Genomic DNA, 22,384 nt, shown 5'->3' with positions numbered 1-22,384 from the left:
CCACCACTTTCAAGCACGGTTTTTGCATTAGATGCGGAAAAAAGGACTATACCCATGGCCGTTTCCGAGAAGATCAAGGAAAATCTGATGAAAGAGATCTACACCAACATCGATAAACTCTACGATTTTATGGAGCAGCACTACGCGCTCAGCGAAGAACACCACGATCTTGTTATCCGCGAACTCAACAAACTCAAAGACCAGTTCTACCTGATCTCCAGCAACAGCAAACTCTCCTAAGGCTTCCCATGCCGTCGCAATACCACGTCGTCGTCGAAAAACTGTGCGGCTGCGCACAAAAAAGGGGACTGGAGCAGATCCGTACCTTCTACAGCCGTGATGAGGCCGAAGAGCATGCTTACGAGTGGGCCGATACGCTCAACAACAGTTTCTGCGGCAAACACGGTTTTGACGTCAAGGAGGTGGACGACAACTTCGTCATTTCCGTCGAAGAGGGCGGATTCGTCGAGGCGTGCGAGCTTTACTAGTCCGGTCAGCTTTCGTGTACCGGATTGTCACGATTTTAAATGCTTTTTCGATACGATAGGGCGCTTGTAACGTTGCGTATGCATTGCACGAGCAGAGATTATCCAGGAGCCCACCAGTATGGAAAACCAACCGAATACGCCGGCGTCAGAAACGGCAGAGCCGTCCGAAACGGCTGAACACACTACGGCAGTAGCGTCACAATACGAGGACGCGATGCTCGACGCGTTCGTACAGAAACCCGAGAAGTTCGCATGGTACAAGCGTACCTTCGCCAAGTTCAACCAGAACGGTGTCGACAGTTTCGCCTGGAGCTGGTCCTGGTGGGCCTTCTTCGTGACCTTCTGGTTCCTGCTCTACCGCAAATCCTATCTGGCGGCGCTGGGCTATTTCGGTGCGGCGGTCGTCTTTTCGCTCCTGCCGCTCGGGCTCATCGGTTCGCTGATCTTCATGGTCCTGGCGGGTGGTACCGCTCCCTATTTCGTCTACAAGACCTACAAAGAGCTGAAACTGAAGGCGGAAGCCGCCTCAGAGGATTCGGACGCGCGTGTAGCGGCAATGAAACAGCTCGGCGGGTACCATACCTGGGTCGTCGTCGTCGCCGCGATCATCAATGTGCTGATGCTCATCGGCGTCGTAATCGGTTTCGTAGCGCTCGGCGTCGTCCTCAGTCAGCAGCAGTAACGACGCTTCAAACGACTTTCCGTATCAAAGCCCCCGTTGGGCGAAGAGGGTGATTGCCATCTGCTGTGCAGCGAGGATTGCGCCCTGGACGGCGGCGATATTGATGTTCATCGACTGTTGTGTGGAAACGATCTGGTCGGCCTGCAGTCCGATATTGTCCGCCATCGCGAGGATGATATCCGCCTCTTCGAGGATGCGGTTGGCCATGACGCCGATATCGGCGGAGAGCTGCAGCATGCTTTTGAGCGAGGCATAGAGCGTGGGGTCAGAGGTCATGGAGGCCATACCCCCGATCGCGGTAACGTAGCCGTCTACTGCCGTTGAAAGCGAACGGAGCATCAGCGCAAGGTTGCCGAGGTCCGTAAGCGTGTCGGCACTGATGTACAGGCTGTTATGCACCGTATTCGCCGTGATGCTGCTGTAGACGGATTCGACTTCGCCCCGGTATTGATGTACATCCCAGGAGACGGCTTCGAGTTCCATGGACATCGTCCACGGCGTCAGGCTGACGGCATCCATGCGCTGTGCCAGGAAGTCGCCGCTCGATTTCAGGCTTTCCAGTTCGCTGTTGAAGCTGTCCGATTGCATCACCGAGATGAGCGCGAGCATATTCTTCTGTGTCTGCAGGAGGGTGGACTGGGTGAGCGCGACGTTGTCGTTCTGCAGCTGCTGGGTCTCAAGAATACGGTCGGCCATCAGGCCGATGTTGTCCGACATGATCAGAATCTTGTCCGCCATCTCGCCGATGCGGTCCGCCATCGTCCCGATGTCGTCCGAGAGCCTGAGCATCGCCGTGATTCCGTCGTTCAGGGTGGCGGCGTTCATGGATGAAGAGAGCATCTGGAGGTCCGTGGAGAGGTGCAGCGCTTCATTGGCGAGGCCCAGGACCGTCAGGGTGTACTGATCCAGCGCCGTAAGCACGTCTGCATCCACCTGCAGCGGGGCGGCAAGGCTTGCGTCGATACGGCTGATCTCGTTGACGAGGTCACGTGCCGCATTGTTTGCCTGCAGCAGCGGTGCGCAGACGCTGTCGCTGCCGAGGCTGATCGCTTCAAGCTGGCTCTTGAAACTGCCGGCGTTCGTATTGGCGGTCTGCAGGTCGGTCAGCAGCGTCGCATGGAGCGGGAGCGACGCGGCAAGCAGGGCGCCGAGGAGCATGAGGGTTTTAAACGGGTTTTTGAATGTCTTCACGGTGCCTCCTTAGGGGTTCATGGACTGGAAAAGGGTGATCATAGAGCTCTGTGCGCTGAACATGGAGTGGAACATCGTCTCAAAGCTCCCCTGCTGCAGCTCCTGGGTCTGGCGGATACGGTCGGTCATGATACCGATGTTGTCGGCCATCACGATGATCTTGTCCGACATCTCCATGATACGGTTTGACATGGTACCGATGTCGTAGCTGAGCTTCAGCATGCTGGCGATCGCCGCTTTCAGAACGTCCGAATCGGTCTGATCGGAGAGGTTTTCGATGGACGTGGCGAACGTCTGAAGGCTGCTGCCCATGTTCTGGTGTATCTGGGAGAGATCGCCGAACATCGTCAGGGTCTCTCCGCTGGGTTCGATCACCGCGACCTGGTTGTTCTTGGCGGACCATTCGTAGAGGTTCTTTGTGGACATCATTAGCCTGGAGGCGTTGACTTCAAGCTGTTGCAGCTGGACGTCCATCGTCGTCTCCGTCAGCGTCGTTCCGGCCATAGCATTCGCCAGGGCCTGGCTCTTCGCGATCAGCCCGGAGAGCGTGGCGTCATAGATCTCCGGCGTAAGCGCATCACTGAGGCCGACCATATTGTTCTGCGTCTGCAGCACGGACTCCTGGGTCAGGAGGATATTGCTGTTCTGCAACTGCTGGGTAATGAGAATCCGGTCCGCCATGATGCCGATATTGTCGGCCATGACGAGGATGCGGTCCGCCATTTCCAGGATGCGGTCGGCCATCGTCCCGATATCATCGGAGAGGCGGAGCATCGCCGCCATCAGGACTTCGTAGTTGGAACGATCGTAACAGCTTCCGGTCGTTTGAAGACCGGTGGAGATGCGGAAGGTGTTCCTTGCCATCTGAAGGGCAATCGCGGAAAGACTGTCGAGTGAATCGAGGTCGTCGACACTGACAGAGTAGGGGGAAGGTACATGGCTGGATGCCACCTGGATCGAGACGATATAGTCTTTGACGGACGTATTCAGTGTCCCGAGTTCGCTGCAGGCGTTCTCCTGCGAAAAAGTAAAGGCGGTTAGTTCACCGTTGAGGGTTTCGCCCTGCGTGACGAGTCCCTGCAGGTCCGTTGTCGTCGACGCCTGGGCGCCCTGCCATAGCAGGAAAAAGATCATAAGCAGACTGTTTCGAATCAAGAGTATTCCTTTAAAGATGGTTTTTAGGGGCGGAATATTACCAAACATTATATTGTGTATTTATATTGCTCCCGGACTAAATCATATCTTCAAGAATAGAGCGTTACCGGAAGAGGCTATTTCTCCCCAAAAAAGGCCTTCTGGAACGGGGTATGCAGAACAACGGGAACTCAAAAAAAGGATTACAGATGGAATACCATGTTGTAGTAGAAAAAATGTGCGGATGCGCCAAGCGCCAGAATATGCCGCAGATCAAAACCTTTGATGACAAGGAGAACGCGCTGATGGTCGCCCGTGCCTGGGCGCAGCAGCTCAACGAGTCCTTCTGCGGCAAGCATGAATTCAACGTGATCCCCGTCGACGACAACTACGTCATTGCTGTCGGGGAAGGCAGCTACTGATGGAAGAGGAAACTTTCTTCTACTGCCAGGAGTGCAACGGGAAGATCACCCTGGATCAGCTGGCACTTCTCAATGAGGGCAAATGCCCCCACTGCGGCTCGCTCGCAGGTTTTTCCACCAATCCCAAAGGGACCGAGGACGGCTTCGAGAAAGCGAGAGTCCTCAACGATTCGGATTTTCTCAACGGGAACTTCTGATACGGCGGACCGGGAGTGTGGTACCCGTTAGGGGCGGGCACGCTCCCATCCGCCCCCCAAGGCTTTGTAGAGCGAGATCTGGTTCGTGATCCGGGCGGCACTCAGCTGCACGAGGTTCAGCCGCGACGCAAGCAGGAGCCGCTTGGCGTCGATGACTTCCAGGTAGGTTCCGTACCCGCTGTCGAAGCGGCGCTGTGAGAGGCTCAGGACTTTTTCCAGCGCCGTATTCGCCTCCTCCTGCGCGGTGAGCTTCTCATCGGCCGCGCGGATCTTCGCCAGCGCATCATACACCTCTTTGAACGCCACCTTTACCGTCTGCGCATAGAGCGTGACGGCTTCATCCTTCTTCGCTTCCGCCTCCCTGACGCTGTTCCCGATCCGCCCGAAATCGAACAGGGGAACGTAGAGCGCGGCGCCGAGGCCCCACATCTGGGCGGAGGCGTTGAGGAGGTTGTCCAGCTCGCTGCTGCTGTAGCCGGCGGTGCCGGTCAGTGAAATGGTCGGGAAATAGGCGGCCTTCGCCACGCCGATCGTCGCGTTGGCCGTGCGCAGGCGCGATTCGGCGGCCAGGACGTCGGGGCGGCGCTCAAGCAGGCTCGAGGTGAGGTCGGCCGGAACAGACTGCGGTTCGGGCAGCATGCTCACCGTGTCATAGGCCGCTTCGAGCAGGGCTTTCGGCGAACGACCCAGCAGGATGCCCATCGCGTTTTCGGCGAGGGCATGCTCCTCGCGCAGGGAAGCAAGGGAGACCTTCGCCGTCGCATAGAGCGCATGGGACTGCTGCAAGGTGAGCTCGTCGATCGCACCGTGCTGGAACTGGCGCGCACGGTACTCGTAACTCTCTTTGAAAGCTTCAACCGTCTCTTCGGTGACGATGATCTGACGCCGCAGGGAGACGAGGTTGAAGTAGAGCTCCGCGACGCCGGCAATGAGGCCGATCCGCACGGTTTCCCGGTCGGCTTCGGTCGCGATCAGCTGCCCGCGCGCCGCCGCTTCGAGGTTTTTGTATTTGCCCCAGAAGTCCAGCTCGTAGGCCGCCGTGACGGAGAGGTCGTAACTGTTGTAGATAAACCCGGAGAAGGGCGAGAGCGTCTCCCCGCTGGTCTTCTGCCGGTATGCCGATGCCCCGCCGTCGAGGGTCGGGTAGCGTTCGGCACGGCTGAAGCCGAGCGATGCCGCCGCCTGGTCGACACGGCTCGCGGCGATTTTCAGGTCGTCGTTGTTTTGCAGCGCCTCTTCGACCAGGGCATCGAGCGTCTCGTCGTTGAAGGCTTTCCACCACGTCGCACCGAGCGTGCTGGCATTGGTGTCGGCCGAAGCCGTGCTTTGTTCCGGCAGTTCGGGCGGCGTGACGGTGAGCTTCGGCGCCATGGAACAGCCGCCGAGCAGCCAGAGGGCCGCCGCGAGGGAGAGGAGCTTATGCGCGTTCATCTTCGCCTCCTTTGTCGGTGTAGAATTTGGCCCGCAGGCGCATGATCAGGTAGTAAAAGAGCGGGATGAAGAAGATCGCGACCACGGTCAGCATCACCATCCCGCCGACGACGGTCGTCCCGATGATATGGCGGCTGTTCGCGCCGGCACCGGTGCTCAGCGCCAGCGGCAGCGTCCCGCCGATAAAGGCGAGCGACGTCATGACGATGGGGCGGAAACGGATCCGTGCCCCCTCCAGCGTCGCCTGGTAGAGGTCGAGCCCCTCGCGCAGTTTCTGCTGCGCGAACTCGACGATCAGGATCGCGTTCTTCGCGGTAAGGCCGACCAGGGTGACGAGCCCGACCTGGAAATAGATGTCGTTCTCGAGCCCGCGGAAGTAGACGGCCAGCGTCGCGCCGAGCAGGGCGAACGGGACGGTCATCAGGATCGTGAACGGGATCATCCAGCTCTCGTAGAGGGCTGCGAGGATCAGGAAGATGAAGACGATGGCGAAGATGAAGGCGTTGTTGCCTTTGCCCGCCACCTGCTGCTCCTGGTAGGAGGTCCCGGCCCAGGCGATGGTATAGCCCTCAGGCAGGACCTCCGCCGCCACTTCCTGGATGGCGCGCATCGCGTCGCCCGAACTGTAGCCCGGTGAGGGCTGTCCGGAGAGCTGCGCCGCCGTGAACATGTTGAAACGCTGCACGACGCTCGGCCCTACGATGCGCTTGGCATCGACGAGGGAGCTGATCGGGATCAGCGCACCGCTGGAGGAGCGGACGAACACGTCGCGGTAATCCTCGACGCTCTCCCGGTAGGAGGGCTCGAGCTGGACGTTGACGTGGTAGGTACGTCCGTAGAGGTTGAAGTCGTTGGCGTACCCGGTCCCGAAGGTCGAGCCCAGCGTCGTGTAGATATCGGAGATCTGGACCCCCAGCGCCTTGGCCTTGTCCTCGTCGACGGTGATGCGGTACTGCGGCACCCCGGCGTTGAAGGTCGTACGGACCCGCGTGAGCTCCGGCCGCGCGTTGGCTTTCTCGACCAGCTGTTTCATCAGTCCGTCAAAGGCGAGCAGGTCGCCGCCGGTGCGGTCCTGGACATAGAGCTCGAAGCCGCCCGTGGCGCTCATGCCGCGGATCGGCGGCGGGTTGACCGGGATGATCATCGCCTCTTTGTTCTGCATCATCTGCATCATGAACTTGCCGGCCATCGCATCGGCGCTCTGGCTCGGCTCGGTCCGCTCGGACCAGTCGGTGAGGTGTGCAAAGGCGACCCCCGCGTCGGACTTGAAGGCGAAGGTCGCGAGGTCGATCCCGCTCATGGCCCCCAAGGACTCGATCAGCGGGTCGGCCAGAAGGGTGTCGGCGACCTGGCTTTGGACTTCGACGGTGCGTTCGAGCGACGCACCCGGCATGAGGTAGGTGAGGACCATCAGGACCCCTTTGTCCTCGCCGGGGACAAGGCCGGTCGGCAGTTTCTGCGACATCCAGGCTCCGGCCCCGATAAGGACGCCGAAGATCAGCAGGTTCATGACCGCCAGTTTGAGCGTCAGGCGTACCCCGCGGTTGAAGCCGGAGGTGAGACGTTCAAAGAAGGCGTTGAAGATACGGATCGGCAGGATCGGACGCGGCTCCTCGCGGCGCAGGAAGACCTTGCAGAGCGCCGGCGTCAGGCTGAGCGCGACGATCCCCGAGATGACGACGGAGATGACGATGGTCATCGCGAACTGCTGGTACATCACCCCGCTGAAACCGCCCATGAGCGAGGCGGGGATAAAGACGGCCGAGAGGACGAAAACGATCGCGACGACCGGTCCCGTGATCTCGCGCATCGCCTCGATCGTCGCTTCGCGGACCGTGAGCTCCTTGCGCTCGTGCAGGAGACGCTCGACGTTCTCGATGACGATGATGGCGTCGTCGACAACGAGCCCGATGGCGAGAATGAGCGCGAAGAGGGTGAGCAGGTTGATCGAAAAGCCCGCAATGTAGAGCCCGGCGAAGGTTCCTACGATGGAGACCGGGATCGCCAGGACCGGGATGATCGTCGCCCGGACGTTGCCGAGGAAGAAGTAGATGATCAGGACGACCATCACGATTGCCTCGGCCAGGGTCATCAGCACCTCTTCAATGGAGGTCTTGACGAAGGTTGTCGTGTCGTAGAGGGTGTGGTAGCGGACATCCTCTGGGAACTTCTGCGAAACCTCTTCGAGCACCTTCGTCAGGGCAGCATCGACCTCGAGCGCGTTGGCGCCGGGAGCCAGGAAGACCCCGGCTACGGCCATCGGCTCCTTGTTGCGGGTGCCCTTGAGCATATAGCGTTCGGCGCCCAGTTCGACCCGGGCGACGTCTTTGAGGCGCAGCGAAGAGCCGTCAGGATTGGTGCGGACGAGAATGTTGCCGAACTCATCGGCACTCTTGAGGCGGCCGGGGGTCGTGACCGTGTAGGTGTAGGCCATCTTTTCTGCGGCGGGCTCGCCGCCGATCTGTCCCGCGGCGAGCTGGACGTTCTGGCTGCGGATGACGCTGAGCACGTCGCTCACTGTCAGGTCGTAGGCCGCGAGGCTGTCGGGTTTGAGCCAGACGCGCAGGGCGTACTCTTTCGACCCGAACAAAAAAGCGTCTCCGACGCCGGGGATACGCTTGATGTCGTCGATGACGTTGATGAGGGCGTAGTTGTTCAGCCAGAGGGCGTCATGGACACGCTCTTCCGAGGTAAAGGCGATGACGCGCAGCATGTCCGGGGAGCGTTCGCGCACACTGACGCCCTGCCGGCGCACCTCTTCGGGCAGCTTGTTCAGGGCCACCTGGACGCGGTTGTTGACGTCGACGTTGGCGGCGGAGGGGTCCGTGCCGGTGGCGAAGGTGATGCTCATGGTCAGGATCCCGCTCGGCGAAGCGGTCGAGGTCATGTAGATCATATCCTTCGCACCGTTGATGGCGTCTTCGAGCGGGGCCGCGACGGTATTGGCGAGGGTTTCGGCATCTGCGCCCGGGTAGACCGCCTGGACGTTGATCTGCGGCGGCACGATGCTGGGGTACTCCTGGACCGGCAGCCCCTTGATCGCTACGACCCCCGCCAGAATGACAATGATGGAGAGGACCGAGGCAAAAATGGGCCGGTCGATGAAAAATTTTGAAAACATTAACGGTTACCTTTATTTGCCTTCCGCATCGACGGTTTTGTCGATGATGACAGGGGCGCCGGGTTTGACACGGAAGAAGTTGTTCACGATGACCTTATCCCCTTCGGCAAGCCCTTTGCGTACGACGAAACTGTTGCCGACGGGGTCGCCGAGGACGACGGGGCGGACGGCGGCCTGCCCCTCCTGCTCGACGAAGACGATGGTGCCCATCGGGTTCTGCAAAACGGCCTTCTGCGGGATCATGATGACGTTTTCGCGACGGATACCTTCGATCGTGATGCGCCCGAAGGCACCCGGCAGCAGGAGGTTGTCGCTGTTCTTGAAACGCGCCCGGGCGCTGACGCTGCCCGTCTTCGTATCCGCATCCGGTGCGATATAGTCGATCTCGCCGCTCACCTTGATGCCGTCGACGTCGAGCGTCGCTTTGAGCTTGCCCGTTTTGGCCCAGCTCCAGCGCCCCTCTTTGTTGGAAACACGTGCTTTCTGCAGGTCACCCGAAGGGATGGAAAAGAGGGCGTAAATCGGGTCGGTCTGGGTGATGGTCACGAGCGGCGTGCCGGCGTTGACGACGTTACCGACGTCGGTCTGCTTGATGCCGGCGATCCCGCTGATGGGGGCGGTGACGTCGGTATAGCCCAGTTCCAGCTCTCTGGTCTGCAGCTGCGCCTTCGCCGCGTTCACCTGCGCGCGTGCCGTTTCAAAGGCCGAGAGCGCTGCATCGTGCTCCTGGACGCTGATGGCGTTGTCCTTGTAGAGGGACTGTGCCCGTGCCCAGTCGCGTTCGGCTTTCGTATAGAGCGCTTCTTGGAGGATGACGGAGGCTTTCTGCTCGTTGACCGCCGCCTGGTAGAGGTCGGGTTCGATCTGGTAGAGGCGGGTGCCTTTCTTGACGTAGTCGCCCTCTTTGAAGCGCTTCTCAAGCAGTACGCCCGTCACGCGGGAGACGACGGTGGCACTGCGGATGCTCTTGAGCCGGGCAGGGTAGCTCAGGACGACGTCGCTTGTTTTCAATGCCTTGACGACGTAGGCATCGGCGTGCGGTGCCGGGGCGGCGGGGGCTGCCGTTTCGGCCAAAAGGCTGCTTCCGAACAGCAGTGATGCCGCGAAAACGAGCGGGGCGTAGGGGTGTCGTTTCATAGTGATGCTCCTAGTTGCTTGGTATGGGTTTCGGAAGTGTCGACGATGGTGTCGAGGACACGGTAAAAAGTTTTGATCTCATCCGGGGTGAGCCGGGCTTTGATGGCATTGTTGAACGTCAGGGCTTTGGGGATGACCAGGTCAAGGATCTCCTGCCCCCTGTCGGTGAGACGGATCGGTTTGATGCGCCGGTCTTCGCTTTTGCGTTCACGGACGATCAACCCCTTTTTTTCAAGGGCGTCAAGGGCCCGGCTGACGGTCGGTTTTCCCTTCGCAAGCATCTCGGCGATCTCGGACTGGGTGATCTCGCCGTCCTCGCTGATGATCTTCAGTGTCGCGAACTGTTCGGGTGCGATCCCGAAGGGTTCGATGCATTTCGAAAATCCGGCGTGAATGATGTTGGCCGTGCGGTTGAGACGAAAACCGATTGAATCATCCAGAAGATATTCCATGGGGCTCCTTTAATTACCTATGCAACTATTGCATAGACAATCTTTTTATTTGCTTAGGTTACAAGGGCAGATCGGATTTAAAAAGATCGGGACGGTTTCCGGAGGGAAAGAAGCGGTGGGCCCGGGGAGCCCGGGGGGTCAAATCAGTGCGACTGCACTTTGGAGGGAGGGGGCGAAGTCGACGTTCTCGAACCGTTTTTCGTGGTTGAAGCGCATCAGCTTCTTGGCAAACGCGTCGGGGGCGGCGATAATGACCCTGACCCCGTCCGTTTTCAGCTTTTCGATGAGGTCTTTGAGGGTGAAGATCGCCGTGATGTCCATAAACGGTACGTTCATAATGTCGATGATGACCGTTTTCGTATCGAGCAGGTTGTTCGCCTGGCGCTCGAAAAAGGTGCTGGAGCCGAAGAAGAAAGCGCCGTTGATCCGGATGATGCGCGCATTTTTTGCTTCCAGGTCAGGCTGCTGCGTACCGGCACCGGCAGTCTCGAGCACGATCTGCGTCTCCTTGGTGATGCGGTAGACGATGAGCAGCGACGCCAGGACGATGCCGAGGCCCACGGCGGTGATGAGGTCGACGAAGACGGTGACGAAGAAGACGGTGAGCATCGTCATAAGGTCGCTGCGGGGGCTCTCCTTCCAGACCTTCAGGAAACGGTAGTCCAGGATGTCGACACCGACCTTGATGAGGATACCGGCCAGTACCGCCAGCGGGATCTTGGAGGCGAGCGGTGCAAGGAAGAGGACGATGAGCAGCAGCACCACGGCATGGGTCATACCCGATAGGCGGTCGGTTCCGCCGCTTTTGACGTTGATGACGGTCCGCATCGTCGCCCCGGCACCCGGGACGGCACCGACGAGGGCGCACAGCGTATTGCCCAGCCCCTGGCCGAAGAGTTCACGGTCGGGGTTGTGCTTGGTCCGGGTGATGGAGTCGGCGACGATGGAGGTCAGCAGGGTATCGATGGTCCCCAGGACGGCCAGCGTGAAGGCCAGCGAAATGATGACCGTGTAGTGTTCCAGTTTGAAGTCCGGCAGGACAAGTGCCGGGAGCTCGGCGGGAATCGTGCCGATCGTCTCGACGGGAAGCTGTAGGAGCGCGGAGAGCGGGGTGAGCACGACGAGGGCGATCAGCGGGGAGGGGACGACCTTGGCCAGCCGCGCCGGCGTGAAAAAGACGATGGCCAGGGCGGCGAGTGCCAGCAGGAGCGCCCAGAAGTTGGTCTGCGGCAGCAGCGAAGGCAGGGTGACCAGCAGGTGCAGGACGGCAGCGTCCGAGGGGAGTCCCAGCAGGGGGTTGAGCTGCAGCAGGATGATGATGACGCCGATCCCGCTCATGAAGCCCGAGATGACCGGATAGGGGATAAAGCGGACGAAGCGGCCGATGCGGGTGAACCCGAAAACGATCTGGAAGATCCCCGCCAGAAGGACGACGGTGGCGACCAGGCCGATATCGCCGCCGAGCGTTGCGACGGCCGCGGCCACGACGACGGTCATGGGGCCGGTCGGGCCGGAGATCTGCGTAGGGGTACCGCCGAACAGGGCGGCGAAGAAACCGAGGATGATGGCGCCGTAGAGCCCCGCCGCCGCGCCGAGACCGCTGGCGACGCCGAAGGCGAGCGCAAGCGGCAGCGCGATGACGGCGGCCGTCAGCCCGCCGAAAAGATTGCCGCGAAGATTGGAAAAGAGTGACACTGAGGGCCTTTGCATGACGGCCCCGGGGCCGCCGATAGATTACGTGAAATTGTATAGCAGATCGGGAAAAAAGTAGATGACAATTTTGTCGGGCTCGTGGAGTACAGCAACCCCCCGATCGCGACGATCAGCCTTTGAACGCCTTGACGGCGAACTCTTTGACGCCAACGTAGGGGGGAGTGACTGTCGGGTAGATGACGACGTCGTAAACGCCCCCGTTCTGTGGCAGGTCGATCGTGTAGGTTTGACTGTCGACGGTAACATCGATACTGCTTTGATTGGAAAGCGCTGCACCGTCAAACTCCCTGACGGCACAGGCGCCGAAGTACTGCTGACCCGTATCGCCGCCGAAGTCGATTGTAAAGTGTGTATCGGTCGTATTAACGACATTGAGCGAACCGGGGTTTGGGGCATGGTAGAGATGGTCACGATTCACTTGATTGTCATCCGTACAGTCGGTGGCGATGTAGGCGTTGATCAGGTGGCCCTGGGAAATGGTCACTTTGCCCACTTTCGTGTCAGGGGCAGCGGGCAGCGTGTACCAGATGCTGGGGGCTTCGGAGACGTCTTCGAAGTCGTCGTCGAGGGATGTTCTGGGTGCCAGTGGCGTGATGTCGCCGTAGAAGTGGTGGGCGGAGATATTGCCGTCGAGGGCATTGATCATCGTGAGCAGGTGGACACGCAGTTCGGTCGAGCTGTCCTCGCCGCAGCCGGAGAATGCCAGCGCGGCCGCGGCCGATGCCGCCAATAGCAGTGGGCGTATTTTCATATTCTTCCTTCGTCAAAGCAATCGGTTTGGGCCATTGTACTGTATGGGGACAAACGGGTCAACATCCCCGTTCAGGGACGTTTGTCCGCCTCGAGCCAGTGAACGAACTCGTCGCGGCTGTTGTAACCGGCGACCGTGTGGTAGGCCTGCTGCGTCGCGGGGTCGACAAAGTGGACGACGGGGGTGAAGGAGATGTTGAATGCCGGCGGGAAGGCGTCTTTCTCCTTGTTGAGGATCACCGGGACGTATTTGCTGTGCACGAGGGCGTTGACATCCTCCTTGCGCAACACGAGCTCTTCGAACTTCCGGCACCAGGGGCAGTAGTTCGCGACGAGGACCAGCATGACGTTTTTGTGCTCTTTTTTAGCCCGCGCGACGGCCGTTTCGTAGTCTGTTTCATACCCCAGCGACGCCGCGAGCGATCCTTTTTCCTTGACACGTTTGAGGGTGCCGCGCTCCTGGGCGTACTGGTCGGCGAATTTGGACAGCAGCTCGTCGACGCTGTCTTCGAGCTTCTCTTCGACGCTCTCCTTGTCATAGGCAAAGGCGAGCGCGTTCTGGTAGGTCAGTGCAAAGACTTTATCGTCGGAGCCCATGCGCTTCACCTGCTCGCCGATGACGAGGCGGACGTTGATCAGCACGGTTTCCCCGACATACTCTTCCGCGACAAGGATGGCGAGGGAACGGTCGCTGTAACCGGCGGTATCGATGCCCAGTTCACCGATGGTGGCATCAAGGGCCTCGCGGATGGCGGGTTTGCTGCTCTTGGGGACCTTCTCGCCCGAGATGTCGACGACGGGGTAGACCCTGTCGACGCCGCGCAGGGTAAAGATCGATTCGGCGCAGAGGCTGGCCGCGGCGAAGAAGAGGAGTAAAAGGATTCGGTACATTGTTGTTGTCTCCATGGGTTAAACTGAACGCCATTCTAGGCGCTTTTTGCTCTGATGCAGGTAAGAAGCGGGCGGGAAGGGCGCGCCGATGCGGCTTATGCGAGTTTGCGGCACTCCTGGCTGATCTCCCGGGTATCGCCTTTTTTCAGATCGGACGGCGGGATCCCGAAATGGTGCTTGAATTCGCGGCTGAACTGGGCCGGACTCTCATAACCGACCTTCGTGGCGGCGTCCACGATTTTCATCTTGTCGAACAGGATATATTGTCTGGCCTTGTTGAGGCGTATTTTTTTGATGTACTGCAGCGGCGAATCGTTGAAGATCTCCTTGAACTTCTTGTGGAAATTGGCCTTGCTCATTTTCGCCTTTTTGGCCAGTTCATCGATGTTGATCTCTTCGTCAAGCTGGTTCTGGATTTCGTCGACGATGTGGGAGATGCGTGCGAAGTGCGTCAGCTGGCAGCAGAGCTGGATCAGGTGTTCCCCCGCCGTGCTTTTGATGATCCGGTAGTAGATCTCGTCGAGGACCTGGTCCCCCAGGACCTTGGAATCCTCAGGGTTGAGCAGGATCTTCATCAAACGGTTGAACGCTTCGTCGAGATCCTCGTTCATATTGCCGGTGACGATGTTGGTGGGGGTTTTGAAGGCGTGGGGCGGCGCCTTCTTGTCCAGCAGCGCGCTGATGCGCTGCAGCCGCTGCATGTTCAGATTGATATAGACCCCCTTGATGCCCGTTTCGCAGACGAACGTTTCGCACTCTACGGGCTGTATGGTCGCGACGATGACGTAGTTGCTGCTGCCGACCGTCACCTGTTTGTCATCGATATAGCCGCGCTGCCGGCCGCTTGCGATCAGGACGATCCCACGGTTGTAAAGCAGGGACTTTCCCTGCTCATGGTGATTGATCTGCAGCAGTTTGACTTCATCGAGGTAGGTGTCTTTGAACCCCTGGGTGTTCTCGAAATCATAGGTTTTAAAAAGTTCTTGTATAAGGGTTTCTTTTTCCACTGAAATCTCCATTTGATACAAATAGACAATTTTTTCATAGAAATGCCCATTCAAATCCGTTTCTTAATAGACTATTATACATAAGGTGAAATTCCAGGGCTATGAAAACCGTAGTCTATCAACAAAACTTTAGGAGAACGTAGATGATAAAAGGCCTTTTGACGGGTGTATTTGCAGTCGCCCTCGCACTGACAATGAGCGGATGTTCAACGATGCATATGGGATGGACGGCCGTAACGGGTCAGCACAAACTGGACGACAAGGCGATGGAGGCCTATGACAACATGTTTACAAAGGTTGTCGAGTACGGCGATCCTGCCAGAGCGATGATGCAGGAGTGGCAGGTCAAAGACGATATCGCGAACGAAGATGTCGCCGAGACGATCAAATCGCTTGCGGAAGAGTACAACATGCGTGTCACGGGCGATATCAAGATGTACACCAAAGACGACGCGGCGCCGGAAGAGGTCAAGCATGCGCGCATCTTCTCGCTGTGCAGCCTTCCGATCGCGAAAGTCTTCCTGAACTACTCCCGCTACTACGGCGGTTTCATGCCGTGCCGCATCATGCTGGTCGAATACGGCAGCGGCGTCCGCTACCTTGTTTCAATGGACATGACGCTTGCGATCCACGGCGGATACGAGCTCCCGACTGAAATGCTCAAAATGGCACTCAGCGTCAAAAAAGCGATGGATGAGATCCCGGCGCGTGCAGCGATCGGCGATTTCTAGTCACACCTTTCCCGATGCCGCAGTCTCTTTGCGTTACTGCGGCGTTCACAATCAGTTCACATTTGTACGATAAACTCGACACTGTGATTGACAAAGTGCTCCGAAGAGCAGTTAGATCTCAAACCAAAGGATAACCCAATGCAAAGAAGAACATTCCTCTCCATGGCGGCTGGCGCCTGTGCTCTGGCTGCCGTACCGGCAAGCGTCCTGGCGGAAGATTTCCGTAAATCCAAGCCGACAGTATGGACGGCAAAAACTGTTGACGATGCCCTCAAAGCGATGTACGGCACGACGGCGACTGTCGCTCAGGGCGTCACTGTCGTCGCTCCGGACGTTGCAAGCAACGGCGGCGCGGTACCGGTCGATGTCAAATCCGACATCGCTGCGAAATCCATGATCATCGTCCAGAACGTCAACCCGGAAGCAGCGGTTATCGTTTACGACCTCAACGAGTACAGCATCATCGACTTCTCCATCAAGATCAAGATGAAGGCTTCCGGTACGATCACAGCAGTCGTACAGGGTACAGACGGCAAGCTCTACAGCGGCTCCAAAACACTCGACGTTGCACTCGGTGGTTGTGAGGGCTGATCGCCTTCGCCTATAGAACAAAGAAATAGAAAGGTTATATCATGAGAATCAAAGCAAAACTCAAAGGTAATGTCGTTTCTGTAAAAGCGATGGCGAAGCACGACATGTGGACATACGATATCGCTGAGAAGAAAACCGGCGACCGCAACAACGCGAACTTCATCACGCACATCGACGCAAAAGTCGGCGCTGCAACCGTTATGGACGCGTCTGTCAGCCAGTTCCTCTCCAAGAACCCGATCTTCAAGTTCGCATTCAAAGGCGACTTCAAAGCGGGTGACGAACTCGTCATGACTTGGGTTGACCTCAAGGGCAACACCAAGACTTCCAAAGCCAAAATCAAATAATCTTCCGGCGGACGCCCCGGCGTCCCGCCATTACCTCACGCTCCCCGCTTTATTCAGCACGCTTAATATTACAGACTTGACCGCAGACGACAAATGACACTGTGCGTTTGTCTCACGCTTCGGGGCGCTGCTCTTTTTGTTGATCCGTATCGGGTTTCGTGTCGCGCAGGTGATCATAAATGGCAGGGATCGAACCGGTATGCGGATAGTGCAGGTAGTAGCGCTGCAGCAGCTGGTTGAGCTTGTTCTGGTTGAAACGCCAGTAGTGCTCCTTGTCGAAGGCTTCGTGCCTGACGATCTGCTCAAAGAGCTCCTGAGCCGTAAGCGGCGCCTCGTGGCGGTGCTCCTTTTCGATGACCTCGAGCATCAGGGTGGTCAGCTCCTCCTTGGAGGCTTCGTTGCTGTCGTCATCGGGCAGCGGCTTGTTGGGCAGAAAGGCGTAGAGCTTCCATGCGGCCAGTACGGTGGCGGCGGTAAAGGCGATGATCATAATCGTCTGGACGGACATTTTGGACTACTCGCGACAAAAAAATTGTCGTGTATTGTAGCCCCGTGGGGCTGAAGGCTAGGAGTTGAAGATGACCAGCCCGCGCCCGAAGGGGACCTTGGCCGGGCGGGAGAGGGCCCAGAGCACCTCGTACGGCGGCGGGATGCGCGGGAACCAGCCGTCGCCGTCGGTGAAGTAGAGCAGCATCGTCGTCATCGGCAGCTCCGCCTCGATGTAGTCGAAGACGGGGCGGTAGTCCGTCCCGCCGCCCCCTTTGAGGGGGAAGTCCAGCTTCTCGCCGCCCTGGAAGCTGTAGTGGCCGTGCACTTTCGCGTCGGCGATGATCAGCTCGATCCGGATGGCGGGGAAGGTCGTCATGATGCTTTTGAACTCCTCCGTAAAGGCCCCCAGCAATGCTTCGTTGATGGAACCGGAGGTGTCGACGGCGACGCAGAGGCTGAGCGTATCGCTGGCCAGGGAGGGCAGCGCGACGCCACGGTAGAGGTGTTTCTTGTTCGGCGGCATGAAAGCGTAGTTGTTGCGCATGTGCTTGTTGACGGCGTTGTAGAGTTCGAAACGCCAGTCGACGTCGGCGGCCTTGACCTTCTTGCCCAGCCGCTCCATCCCCGAGGGCATCGCGCTTTTGCGCTGCGCGACCTCCTGGGCGACGGAGGAGGCGTACTGCCACTCCGACTCGTTCTGGGCGTCGAGCTCCTCTTCGATATTGCCGAGGTTGGAGAAAGCGCCGCTGTCCTCCTCTCCTTCACCGCCTTCAGCCGATCCGCCCGGCATCCCCGGCGGGGGAGGCACGTCGTCCTCGCCGCCGAAGGCGTCGTCAATGTTGCTGTAATAGCTCTCTTTGAGGGCGTCGTAGATCTCCTCGGCGTACATCCCCTCGAACTCTTCGTTGAAGTTGGCGCCCTGGGGAATGGCGAGGCCGTTTTTGTGCAGGAGGTTGTTGATGGCGTAGTCGGTGGCCAGCTGCCAGAGTCCCCCTTTGCGTCCCAGCTGGCGCTGCTGGTGCGAGAGGACGTGGTGCATGACGCAGTTGGTGAGGATGAACATCACTTCCTCGATGCTGCGGCGCCCCATGAACTCCGGGTCGTACAAAAAGCGCTTGCCGTTGCTGGCATAGCCGCGCAGCCCCTCTTTGGGCTCCTGTTTCAGGCGGGAGGCGAGCATCCCGAAGTAGGGATGCTTCATCGTCAGCTGGGACTTGGCTTTGGTCAGTAGCTGTTCAGGGGTCAAAACAGGCCCTTAGTGCAGGAGGTTGTTGAACTGGCGCATCCAGAGCGTCCAGCTGTCGACGTGGTCGAGCTCGATCTTGCGTTCGCGCAGGTCCTGGATGATCATGACGGCAAATTCGCCAGGCATCTTGAGGGTGTAGGCGATGAGGTTGTTGAGCTTTTTGCTGCTGGTCCCTTCGCCCACGCGCATGGCCAGGGCGGTGCTGAGCATATGCAGGGCTGCCGGTTCCGTCGGGACGGCGGAGACGCTGCCGTCAAAAATGCCGTCGAGGTCGGGGAGTTCGCCCGCGACGACTTTGAAACCGAGGAAGGCTGCGGCGAGGTCTTCGCCAATGGCGCCGGCGACCAGGGGCATGATCAGGTCGGGGTCGGGCTCGGAGGCGACAATCTCGTTGACGTACTCCCAGGTCCGCGGCGTCGCGAAGGAGCGGCTGTCGTCCTTGCCCTGTCCGAAGGTGAAGAGCGCGTCGGGGCGGTAGGAGATAAAGGCGATGATGGCGGGATCGATGCCGGCGCCGACGGCCCACTGTTTCCAGTCCTCGACGCTTGCTTCCATCTCCAGGTGCACAAAGCGGTTGGCCAGCGGTGCGGCCATGCGGAAGACGACACCGCGGTCGCTTTCGCGGTTACCGGCGGCGACGATGGCCCATCCGTCGGGCAGCTGGTATTCGCCGATCTTTCGGTCGAGGATGAGCTGGTAGGCCGAGGCCTGCACCATCGGCGCGGCGGTGTTGAGCTCATCGAGGAAGAGGATGCCCTCCGCCTTGCTTCCGTCGGGCAGGAAGGAAGCGGGGGCCCAGACGGCTTCGCCAGTGTCTGCGTTAAAGAAGGGGATGCCCCGCAGGTCGGTCGGGTCGAGCAGGGAGAGACGAAGGTCGATGTAGGCGATTTTCTTCTCCTTGGCGATCTGGGCGACGATGGAGGATTTGCCGATGCCCGGAGGCCCCCAGAGGAAGACGGGTACCTTGCGGTCGGTGAGGTGGGTCAGGGAGCGTTTCGTGCTTATCGGGTTCATGGCGGTCCTTGCAATACTATATAGTTGTCGCCGACGCCATTGCAATTTTGATACGAACGGGTTAAAAGAGATAAAAAGACTCTTTTTAATGACAAATATCTCGGTTTTTCTGACAAATATGACAAAATTGTCGTAATATTTTATTTTTAGTATGAAAATTGCATATATTCGGAGTGAAAAACGGGAACACGAATTGTATCAGTAGGGGTAAATCTAGGAGCCCGAGAGACTCCGCCTAAAGGATACAAAATGTTTGAATGTGAAATGATTGAACTGGAAGATTTTAGTTTTAACCACCTGCTGCACCACTATGATGACTGCAACTGTGAAAACATGCACTTCAACGAAGAGTTTGACTGCATTGATGCTCTGGCGGACTGCTGCGAAGAGATCCTCTGGGACTGATATCTGCTGCGAGGGTACCCCTGAAGCCCCTTGTGCCAACGGCCTGAGGGGTGCCCTTTTAAGACTTCGCTCTTAAGCACCACCCCGGCGACGGCACTCTCCTCCATACAATCCGCCGCCGCTTGCCCTATGTTTAAAATACGTACCGGTTCTCCCCGGTACGCTCCTCCTAAAAGATCGACAATCCTGTTTTACTGGTAAAGAGCTCCAACGCTTTCGTGCCCGCCAGGGAGTTGCCCTGTTCGTTCAGTGCCGGCGACCAGACACAGAGGCTCAGCTTTTTCGGAATAACGGCGACGATCCCCCCGCCGACACCGCTTTTGCCGGGCAGACCGACATGAAAGGCGAAATCGCCCGAAGCGTCGTAGTGGCCGCAGGTAAGCATGACGGCGTTGATCCGCTTCGCCTGCTGCGGGGTGATGAATTTTTTGCCCGTAATAGGGTCTTCGCCGTGGTTGGCGAGGTAGAGCATGGCACGCGACAGCGTGCGGGTGTTCATCGCGATGGCGCAGTGCTCAAAATAGGTATGCACGACTTCCAGAACATCATTGTCGAGGTTGCCGAAACTCTTCATCAGGTTTGCCAGTGCGCGGTTACGGTAGCCGTGCTGCATCTCCGACTCCGTAACGATCTTGTCGCTTTCGATCATCCCGTTGCCGGCGATCTCCCGGATAAACCCGAGGATCTCTTTGGAGGTGAGGGCCACGGAACCGTAGTGCGAGATCAGTGCGTCGGTAACGTTGATGGCCCCGGCATTGATAAAGGGGTTGCGGGGGATGCCGTGTTCGTATTCGAGCTGGACCAATGAGTTGAAGGGGTTTCCGGAGGGTTCGCGGCCGACGCGGCGGTAGAGGTCATAGCCGTAGGCGTCGAGCGCCAGCGTGAAGGTAAAGACCTTGGAGATGCTCTGGATCGAGAAGTGGGTATCGGCGTCCCCGACGCTGTATTGCGTCCCGTCGAACATTGTCAACGTCATCCCGAACTGCTGCGGGTCGACTTCCGCCAGGGCGGGGATATAATCGGCGACTTTCCCCTCACCGAGATACGGTTTGATCTCTTCGGCAATCTCGTTCAGTACGGCCTGGTAGTCCATCATTTTCCTCCTTGCTTTTCCATTTCCAGTATCAATGTGATGTTGAAGTCGCAGTTTTCGGCTTTTTGGTCTTTGGAATGTATAGGAATCCGATATGTTTTCCCACTCGATGCTTGATTAAATAAAACATATGAGTTAAAGCGCTCTTTGGTGTTTACATAGCTATTCTCTATGAAATCTATAGAACCCTTCGGAATAGTAATTCCTTTGTTTCTAAGATATCCTTTGCATGAAAAAAGATTCCACTCTTCGTCTTTCAGCTCTGGTGAAACAGCTGCTTGTTTGGGGTTTACCAACTGCTTTGGAAAAAATCTTGCGCACTGCATCATAAAAGCCTGTATGATCGGTCGCTTGTATCTGAAATAGATTTTCCGCTCCACATCATCGCGTACGCCGTTGCTGTTCACATCCACACCGAGCAGCGTCGCACTGTTGACTTTGGGATCGGGCTCGGGCGGAAGCCGATGCCCGTTGATGACAATGGAAGAGTCATCGGCGAAACAAAACGACAAAAAAAGGACGGAGACCGACACAAAAAACGGACATATACGTTTGATAATGGACCCTTCCGCTTCAATCTGCTATATCATATCACATTACCGACACAAGAAATTGATGACGGAGAAGGTACGGAAGTACGGTAAACAGGCGGCAGACCCCTTTTGGGAACTGTTAATGCATGTAGTTGATAGTATTTATCCTTTAGTTAAAACCCATATCACTAATCATTAAAGGGGACCCCATGAAAATCGGCGTGCCAAAAGAAGTTAAAACAGAAGAGTACCGGGTGGCGGTGACGCCTTCGGGGGTCAAGGAGCTGGTCAAAAACGGCCATACGGTCTATGTGCAGACCAGTGCGGGCGAGGGCAGCGGCTTCAGCGATGATGACTATGCCGCGGCCGGTGCCGAACTGCTGGAAGGCGCCGCGGCCGTCTTCGACGCGGCGGAGCTTATTGTCAAGGTCAAGGAGCCGATCGCGCAGGAGTACCCCCTGTTCAAGGAGGGGCAGACCCTCTTTACCTACCTGCACCTGGCCGCGGACGAAGCGCAGACCAAATTCCTGCTGGAGAAGAAGATCAAGGCCTACGCCTACGAGACGCTCAAGGTGGACCGCCGTCTGCCGCTGCTCGAGCCGATGAGTGAGGTCGCCGGGAAGATGGCGGCGATCATGGGCGGCTTCTACCTGGGACGCTACCAGGGCGGCCGGGGTATCCTGCCCGGCGGGGTTGTCGGGACGCCGCGTGCCGACGTCATGATCCTCGGCGGCGGTGTCGCCGGGCTCTCCGCGGCCCAGGTCGCGGCGGGGATGGGGGCGAAGGTGACGATCCTCGACATCAACCTTGCGCGCCTGCACTACCTTAACGACGTGCTTCCTGCCAACGTCAGCACCTTGTACAGTACGACCGACGCCATCGAGTCGCTGCTGCCGAAGACGGACATCGTTATCGGTACGGTGCTGATCCCGGGGGCAAAGGCCCCGAAGCTGATCACGAAGGAGATGCTCTCTATCATGCAGGAGGGCAGTGTGCTGATCGACGTCTCCATCGACCAGGGCGGCTGTTTCGAAACCTCCAGGGCGACGACACACACCGAACCGACCTACGTTGTCGACGGGGTCGTGCACTACTGCGTCGCCAATATGCCGGGGGCCTACCCGCGCACCTCGACAATGGCGCTCACGAACGCGACACTGCCCTACCTGCTGAAACTGGCGGAATTCGGCGGCGAAGAAGCGTACGTGAAGTTCCCGCTGCTGCACAGTGCGCTCAATACCTATGACGGTAAGCTCACCAACCTGGCCGTCGCCGAAGCGCACGGGCTCGAATACTGCGAGCTGTGAGGCCTTCGGGCC

At 58.3% G+C, this 22,384-nt stretch carries 25 protein-coding genes; 10 read left to right on the top strand and 15 right to left on the bottom strand.

The features are described from left to right. Positions 1 to 87: 87 nt before the first annotated feature. From WCX18_RS08010 to WCX18_RS08000, 3 genes are all read left to right on the top strand, one after another. On the top strand, positions 88 to 240 hold the full coding sequence (locus WCX18_RS08010) for a hypothetical protein (RefSeq protein ID WP_345984611.1): 153 nt from the start codon (positions 88 to 90) through the stop codon (positions 238 to 240). 8 nt (positions 241 to 248) lie between these two features. Next, positions 249 to 488: a hypothetical protein gene (locus tag WCX18_RS08005; RefSeq protein WP_345984610.1), complete on the top strand. Its 240-nt coding sequence runs from the start codon at positions 249 to 251 to the stop codon at positions 486 to 488. Between the two features lie 118 nt (positions 489 to 606). After that, positions 607 to 1,170, top strand: a complete 564-nt coding sequence (locus WCX18_RS08000) for a DUF2628 domain-containing protein (RefSeq protein WP_345987099.1) — start codon at positions 607 to 609, stop codon at positions 1,168 to 1,170. 24 nt (positions 1,171 to 1,194) lie between these two features. Here the strand turns inward: WCX18_RS08000 and WCX18_RS07995 are convergent, their stop codons facing one another. Both WCX18_RS07995 and WCX18_RS07990 read right to left on the bottom strand, forming a co-directional pair. After that, a complete protein-coding gene (locus tag WCX18_RS07995; RefSeq protein WP_345987098.1) occupies positions 1,195 to 2,361 on the bottom strand; it encodes a hypothetical protein in 1,167 nt (388 codons plus the stop codon). Positions 2,362 to 2,370: 9 nt separating this feature from the next. After that, entirely contained in the window at positions 2,371 to 3,516 is a 1,146-nt protein-coding gene (locus WCX18_RS07990; protein ID WP_345987097.1) for a hypothetical protein, read from the bottom strand. A 188-nt stretch (positions 3,517 to 3,704) separates the two neighbouring features. On the opposite strand from WCX18_RS07990, the gene WCX18_RS07985 reads away from it, so the two are divergent. Both WCX18_RS07985 and WCX18_RS07980 read left to right on the top strand, forming a co-directional pair. Next, a complete protein-coding gene (locus tag WCX18_RS07985) occupies positions 3,705 to 3,917 on the top strand; it encodes a hypothetical protein (RefSeq protein WP_345987096.1) in 213 nt (70 codons plus the stop codon). Then, positions 3,917 to 4,114, top strand: coding sequence for a hypothetical protein (locus tag WCX18_RS07980; RefSeq protein ID WP_231018395.1), 198 nt, complete (start codon positions 3,917 to 3,919; stop codon positions 4,112 to 4,114). Before WCX18_RS07985 ends, WCX18_RS07980 begins: the two co-directional genes overlap by 1 nt. A gap of 27 nt (positions 4,115 to 4,141) precedes the next feature. Here WCX18_RS07980 and WCX18_RS07975 read toward each other — a convergent pair whose 3' ends face one another. From WCX18_RS07975 to WCX18_RS07940, 8 genes are all read right to left on the bottom strand, one after another. Next, complete coding sequence (locus tag WCX18_RS07975) at positions 4,142 to 5,545, bottom strand: efflux transporter outer membrane subunit (protein ID WP_345987095.1); 1,404 nt, start codon at positions 5,543 to 5,545, stop codon at positions 4,142 to 4,144. After that, positions 5,532 to 8,666 carry a multidrug efflux RND transporter permease subunit gene (locus WCX18_RS07970; RefSeq protein ID WP_345987094.1) on the bottom strand — a complete coding sequence of 1,045 codons (3,135 nt, stop codon included), beginning with the start codon at positions 8,664 to 8,666 and terminating at the stop codon, positions 5,532 to 5,534. Before WCX18_RS07970 ends, WCX18_RS07975 begins: the two co-directional genes overlap by 14 nt. 12 nt (positions 8,667 to 8,678) lie before the next feature. Further along, positions 8,679 to 9,803, bottom strand: a complete 1,125-nt coding sequence (locus WCX18_RS07965) for an efflux RND transporter periplasmic adaptor subunit (protein WP_345987093.1) — start codon at positions 9,801 to 9,803, stop codon at positions 8,679 to 8,681. Next, a complete protein-coding gene (locus WCX18_RS07960; RefSeq protein WP_345987092.1) occupies positions 9,800 to 10,255 on the bottom strand; it encodes a MarR family transcriptional regulator in 456 nt (151 codons plus the stop codon). The genes WCX18_RS07965 and WCX18_RS07960 overlap by 4 nt, the downstream gene beginning before the upstream one ends. 138 nt (positions 10,256 to 10,393) lie before the next feature. Then, positions 10,394 to 11,965, bottom strand: coding sequence for a SulP family inorganic anion transporter (locus tag WCX18_RS07955; protein ID WP_345987091.1), 1,572 nt, complete (start codon positions 11,963 to 11,965; stop codon positions 10,394 to 10,396). A gap of 112 nt (positions 11,966 to 12,077) precedes the next feature. Next, positions 12,078 to 12,719, bottom strand: a complete 642-nt coding sequence (locus WCX18_RS07950; protein WP_345987090.1) for a hypothetical protein — start codon at positions 12,717 to 12,719, stop codon at positions 12,078 to 12,080. 71 nt (positions 12,720 to 12,790) lie between these two features. Continuing rightward, positions 12,791 to 13,609 carry a thioredoxin family protein gene (locus tag WCX18_RS07945; RefSeq protein WP_345987089.1) on the bottom strand — a complete coding sequence of 273 codons (819 nt, stop codon included), beginning with the start codon at positions 13,607 to 13,609 and terminating at the stop codon, positions 12,791 to 12,793. Between the two features lie 95 nt (positions 13,610 to 13,704). Continuing rightward, positions 13,705 to 14,616: an AraC family transcriptional regulator gene (locus WCX18_RS07940; protein WP_345987088.1), complete on the bottom strand. Its 912-nt coding sequence runs from the start codon at positions 14,614 to 14,616 to the stop codon at positions 13,705 to 13,707. A gap of 143 nt (positions 14,617 to 14,759) precedes the next feature. On the opposite strand from WCX18_RS07940, the gene WCX18_RS07935 reads away from it, so the two are divergent. From WCX18_RS07935 to soxZ, 3 genes are all read left to right on the top strand, one after another. Continuing rightward, positions 14,760 to 15,347, top strand: coding sequence for a DUF302 domain-containing protein (locus WCX18_RS07935; protein ID WP_345987087.1), 588 nt, complete (start codon positions 14,760 to 14,762; stop codon positions 15,345 to 15,347). Positions 15,348 to 15,485: 138 nt separating this feature from the next. Further along, a complete protein-coding gene (locus WCX18_RS07930; protein WP_345984596.1) occupies positions 15,486 to 15,938 on the top strand; it encodes a thiosulfate oxidation carrier protein SoxY in 453 nt (150 codons plus the stop codon). Between the two features lie 41 nt (positions 15,939 to 15,979). Then, positions 15,980 to 16,285, top strand: a complete 306-nt coding sequence (gene soxZ, locus WCX18_RS07925) for a thiosulfate oxidation carrier complex protein SoxZ (protein WP_231019449.1) — start codon at positions 15,980 to 15,982, stop codon at positions 16,283 to 16,285. Positions 16,286 to 16,397: 112 nt separating this feature from the next. Here the strand turns inward: soxZ and WCX18_RS07920 are convergent, their stop codons facing one another. From WCX18_RS07920 to WCX18_RS07910, 3 genes are read right to left on the bottom strand one after another with little or no spacing between them, the layout of a single operon-like run. Then, positions 16,398 to 16,793, bottom strand: coding sequence for a hypothetical protein (locus tag WCX18_RS07920; protein WP_345987086.1), 396 nt, complete (start codon positions 16,791 to 16,793; stop codon positions 16,398 to 16,400). 57 nt (positions 16,794 to 16,850) lie between these two features. Further along, positions 16,851 to 18,020, bottom strand: a complete 1,170-nt coding sequence (locus WCX18_RS07915) for a VWA-like domain-containing protein (RefSeq protein ID WP_345987085.1) — start codon at positions 18,018 to 18,020, stop codon at positions 16,851 to 16,853. Between the two features lie 9 nt (positions 18,021 to 18,029). Further along, positions 18,030 to 19,034, bottom strand: a complete 1,005-nt coding sequence (locus WCX18_RS07910; protein ID WP_345987084.1) for a MoxR family ATPase — start codon at positions 19,032 to 19,034, stop codon at positions 18,030 to 18,032. 249 nt (positions 19,035 to 19,283) lie between these two features. Between WCX18_RS07910 and WCX18_RS07905 the strand changes: the two genes are divergently transcribed. After that, entirely contained in the window at positions 19,284 to 19,439 is a 156-nt protein-coding gene (locus WCX18_RS07905; RefSeq protein WP_345987083.1) for a hypothetical protein, read from the top strand. A 169-nt stretch (positions 19,440 to 19,608) separates the two neighbouring features. Here the strand turns inward: WCX18_RS07905 and WCX18_RS07900 are convergent, their stop codons facing one another. Further along, the gene (locus tag WCX18_RS07900) at positions 19,609 to 20,532 is read right to left on the bottom strand and encodes a glutaminase (RefSeq protein WP_345990786.1); all 924 of its coding nucleotides are present in this window, start codon (positions 20,530 to 20,532) and stop codon (positions 19,609 to 19,611) included. Beyond that, a complete protein-coding gene (locus WCX18_RS07895; RefSeq protein WP_345987082.1) occupies positions 20,532 to 20,939 on the bottom strand; it encodes a hypothetical protein in 408 nt (135 codons plus the stop codon). The genes WCX18_RS07900 and WCX18_RS07895 overlap by 1 nt, the downstream gene beginning before the upstream one ends. 335 nt (positions 20,940 to 21,274) lie before the next feature. On the opposite strand from WCX18_RS07895, the gene ald reads away from it, so the two are divergent. Further along, positions 21,275 to 22,372: an alanine dehydrogenase gene (ald, locus tag WCX18_RS07890; RefSeq protein WP_345987081.1), complete on the top strand. Its 1,098-nt coding sequence runs from the start codon at positions 21,275 to 21,277 to the stop codon at positions 22,370 to 22,372. Positions 22,373 to 22,384: the final 12 nt, after the last annotated feature.

This window comes from Sulfurimonas sp. HSL1-2 (assembly GCF_039645565.1).
Lineage (GTDB): Bacteria > Campylobacterota > Campylobacteria > Campylobacterales > Sulfurimonadaceae > Thiomicrolovo > Thiomicrolovo zhangzhouensis.
The sequence above is the reverse complement of the archived record's forward strand: the minus strand, read 5'-3'. Positions and strand labels throughout refer to the sequence as shown.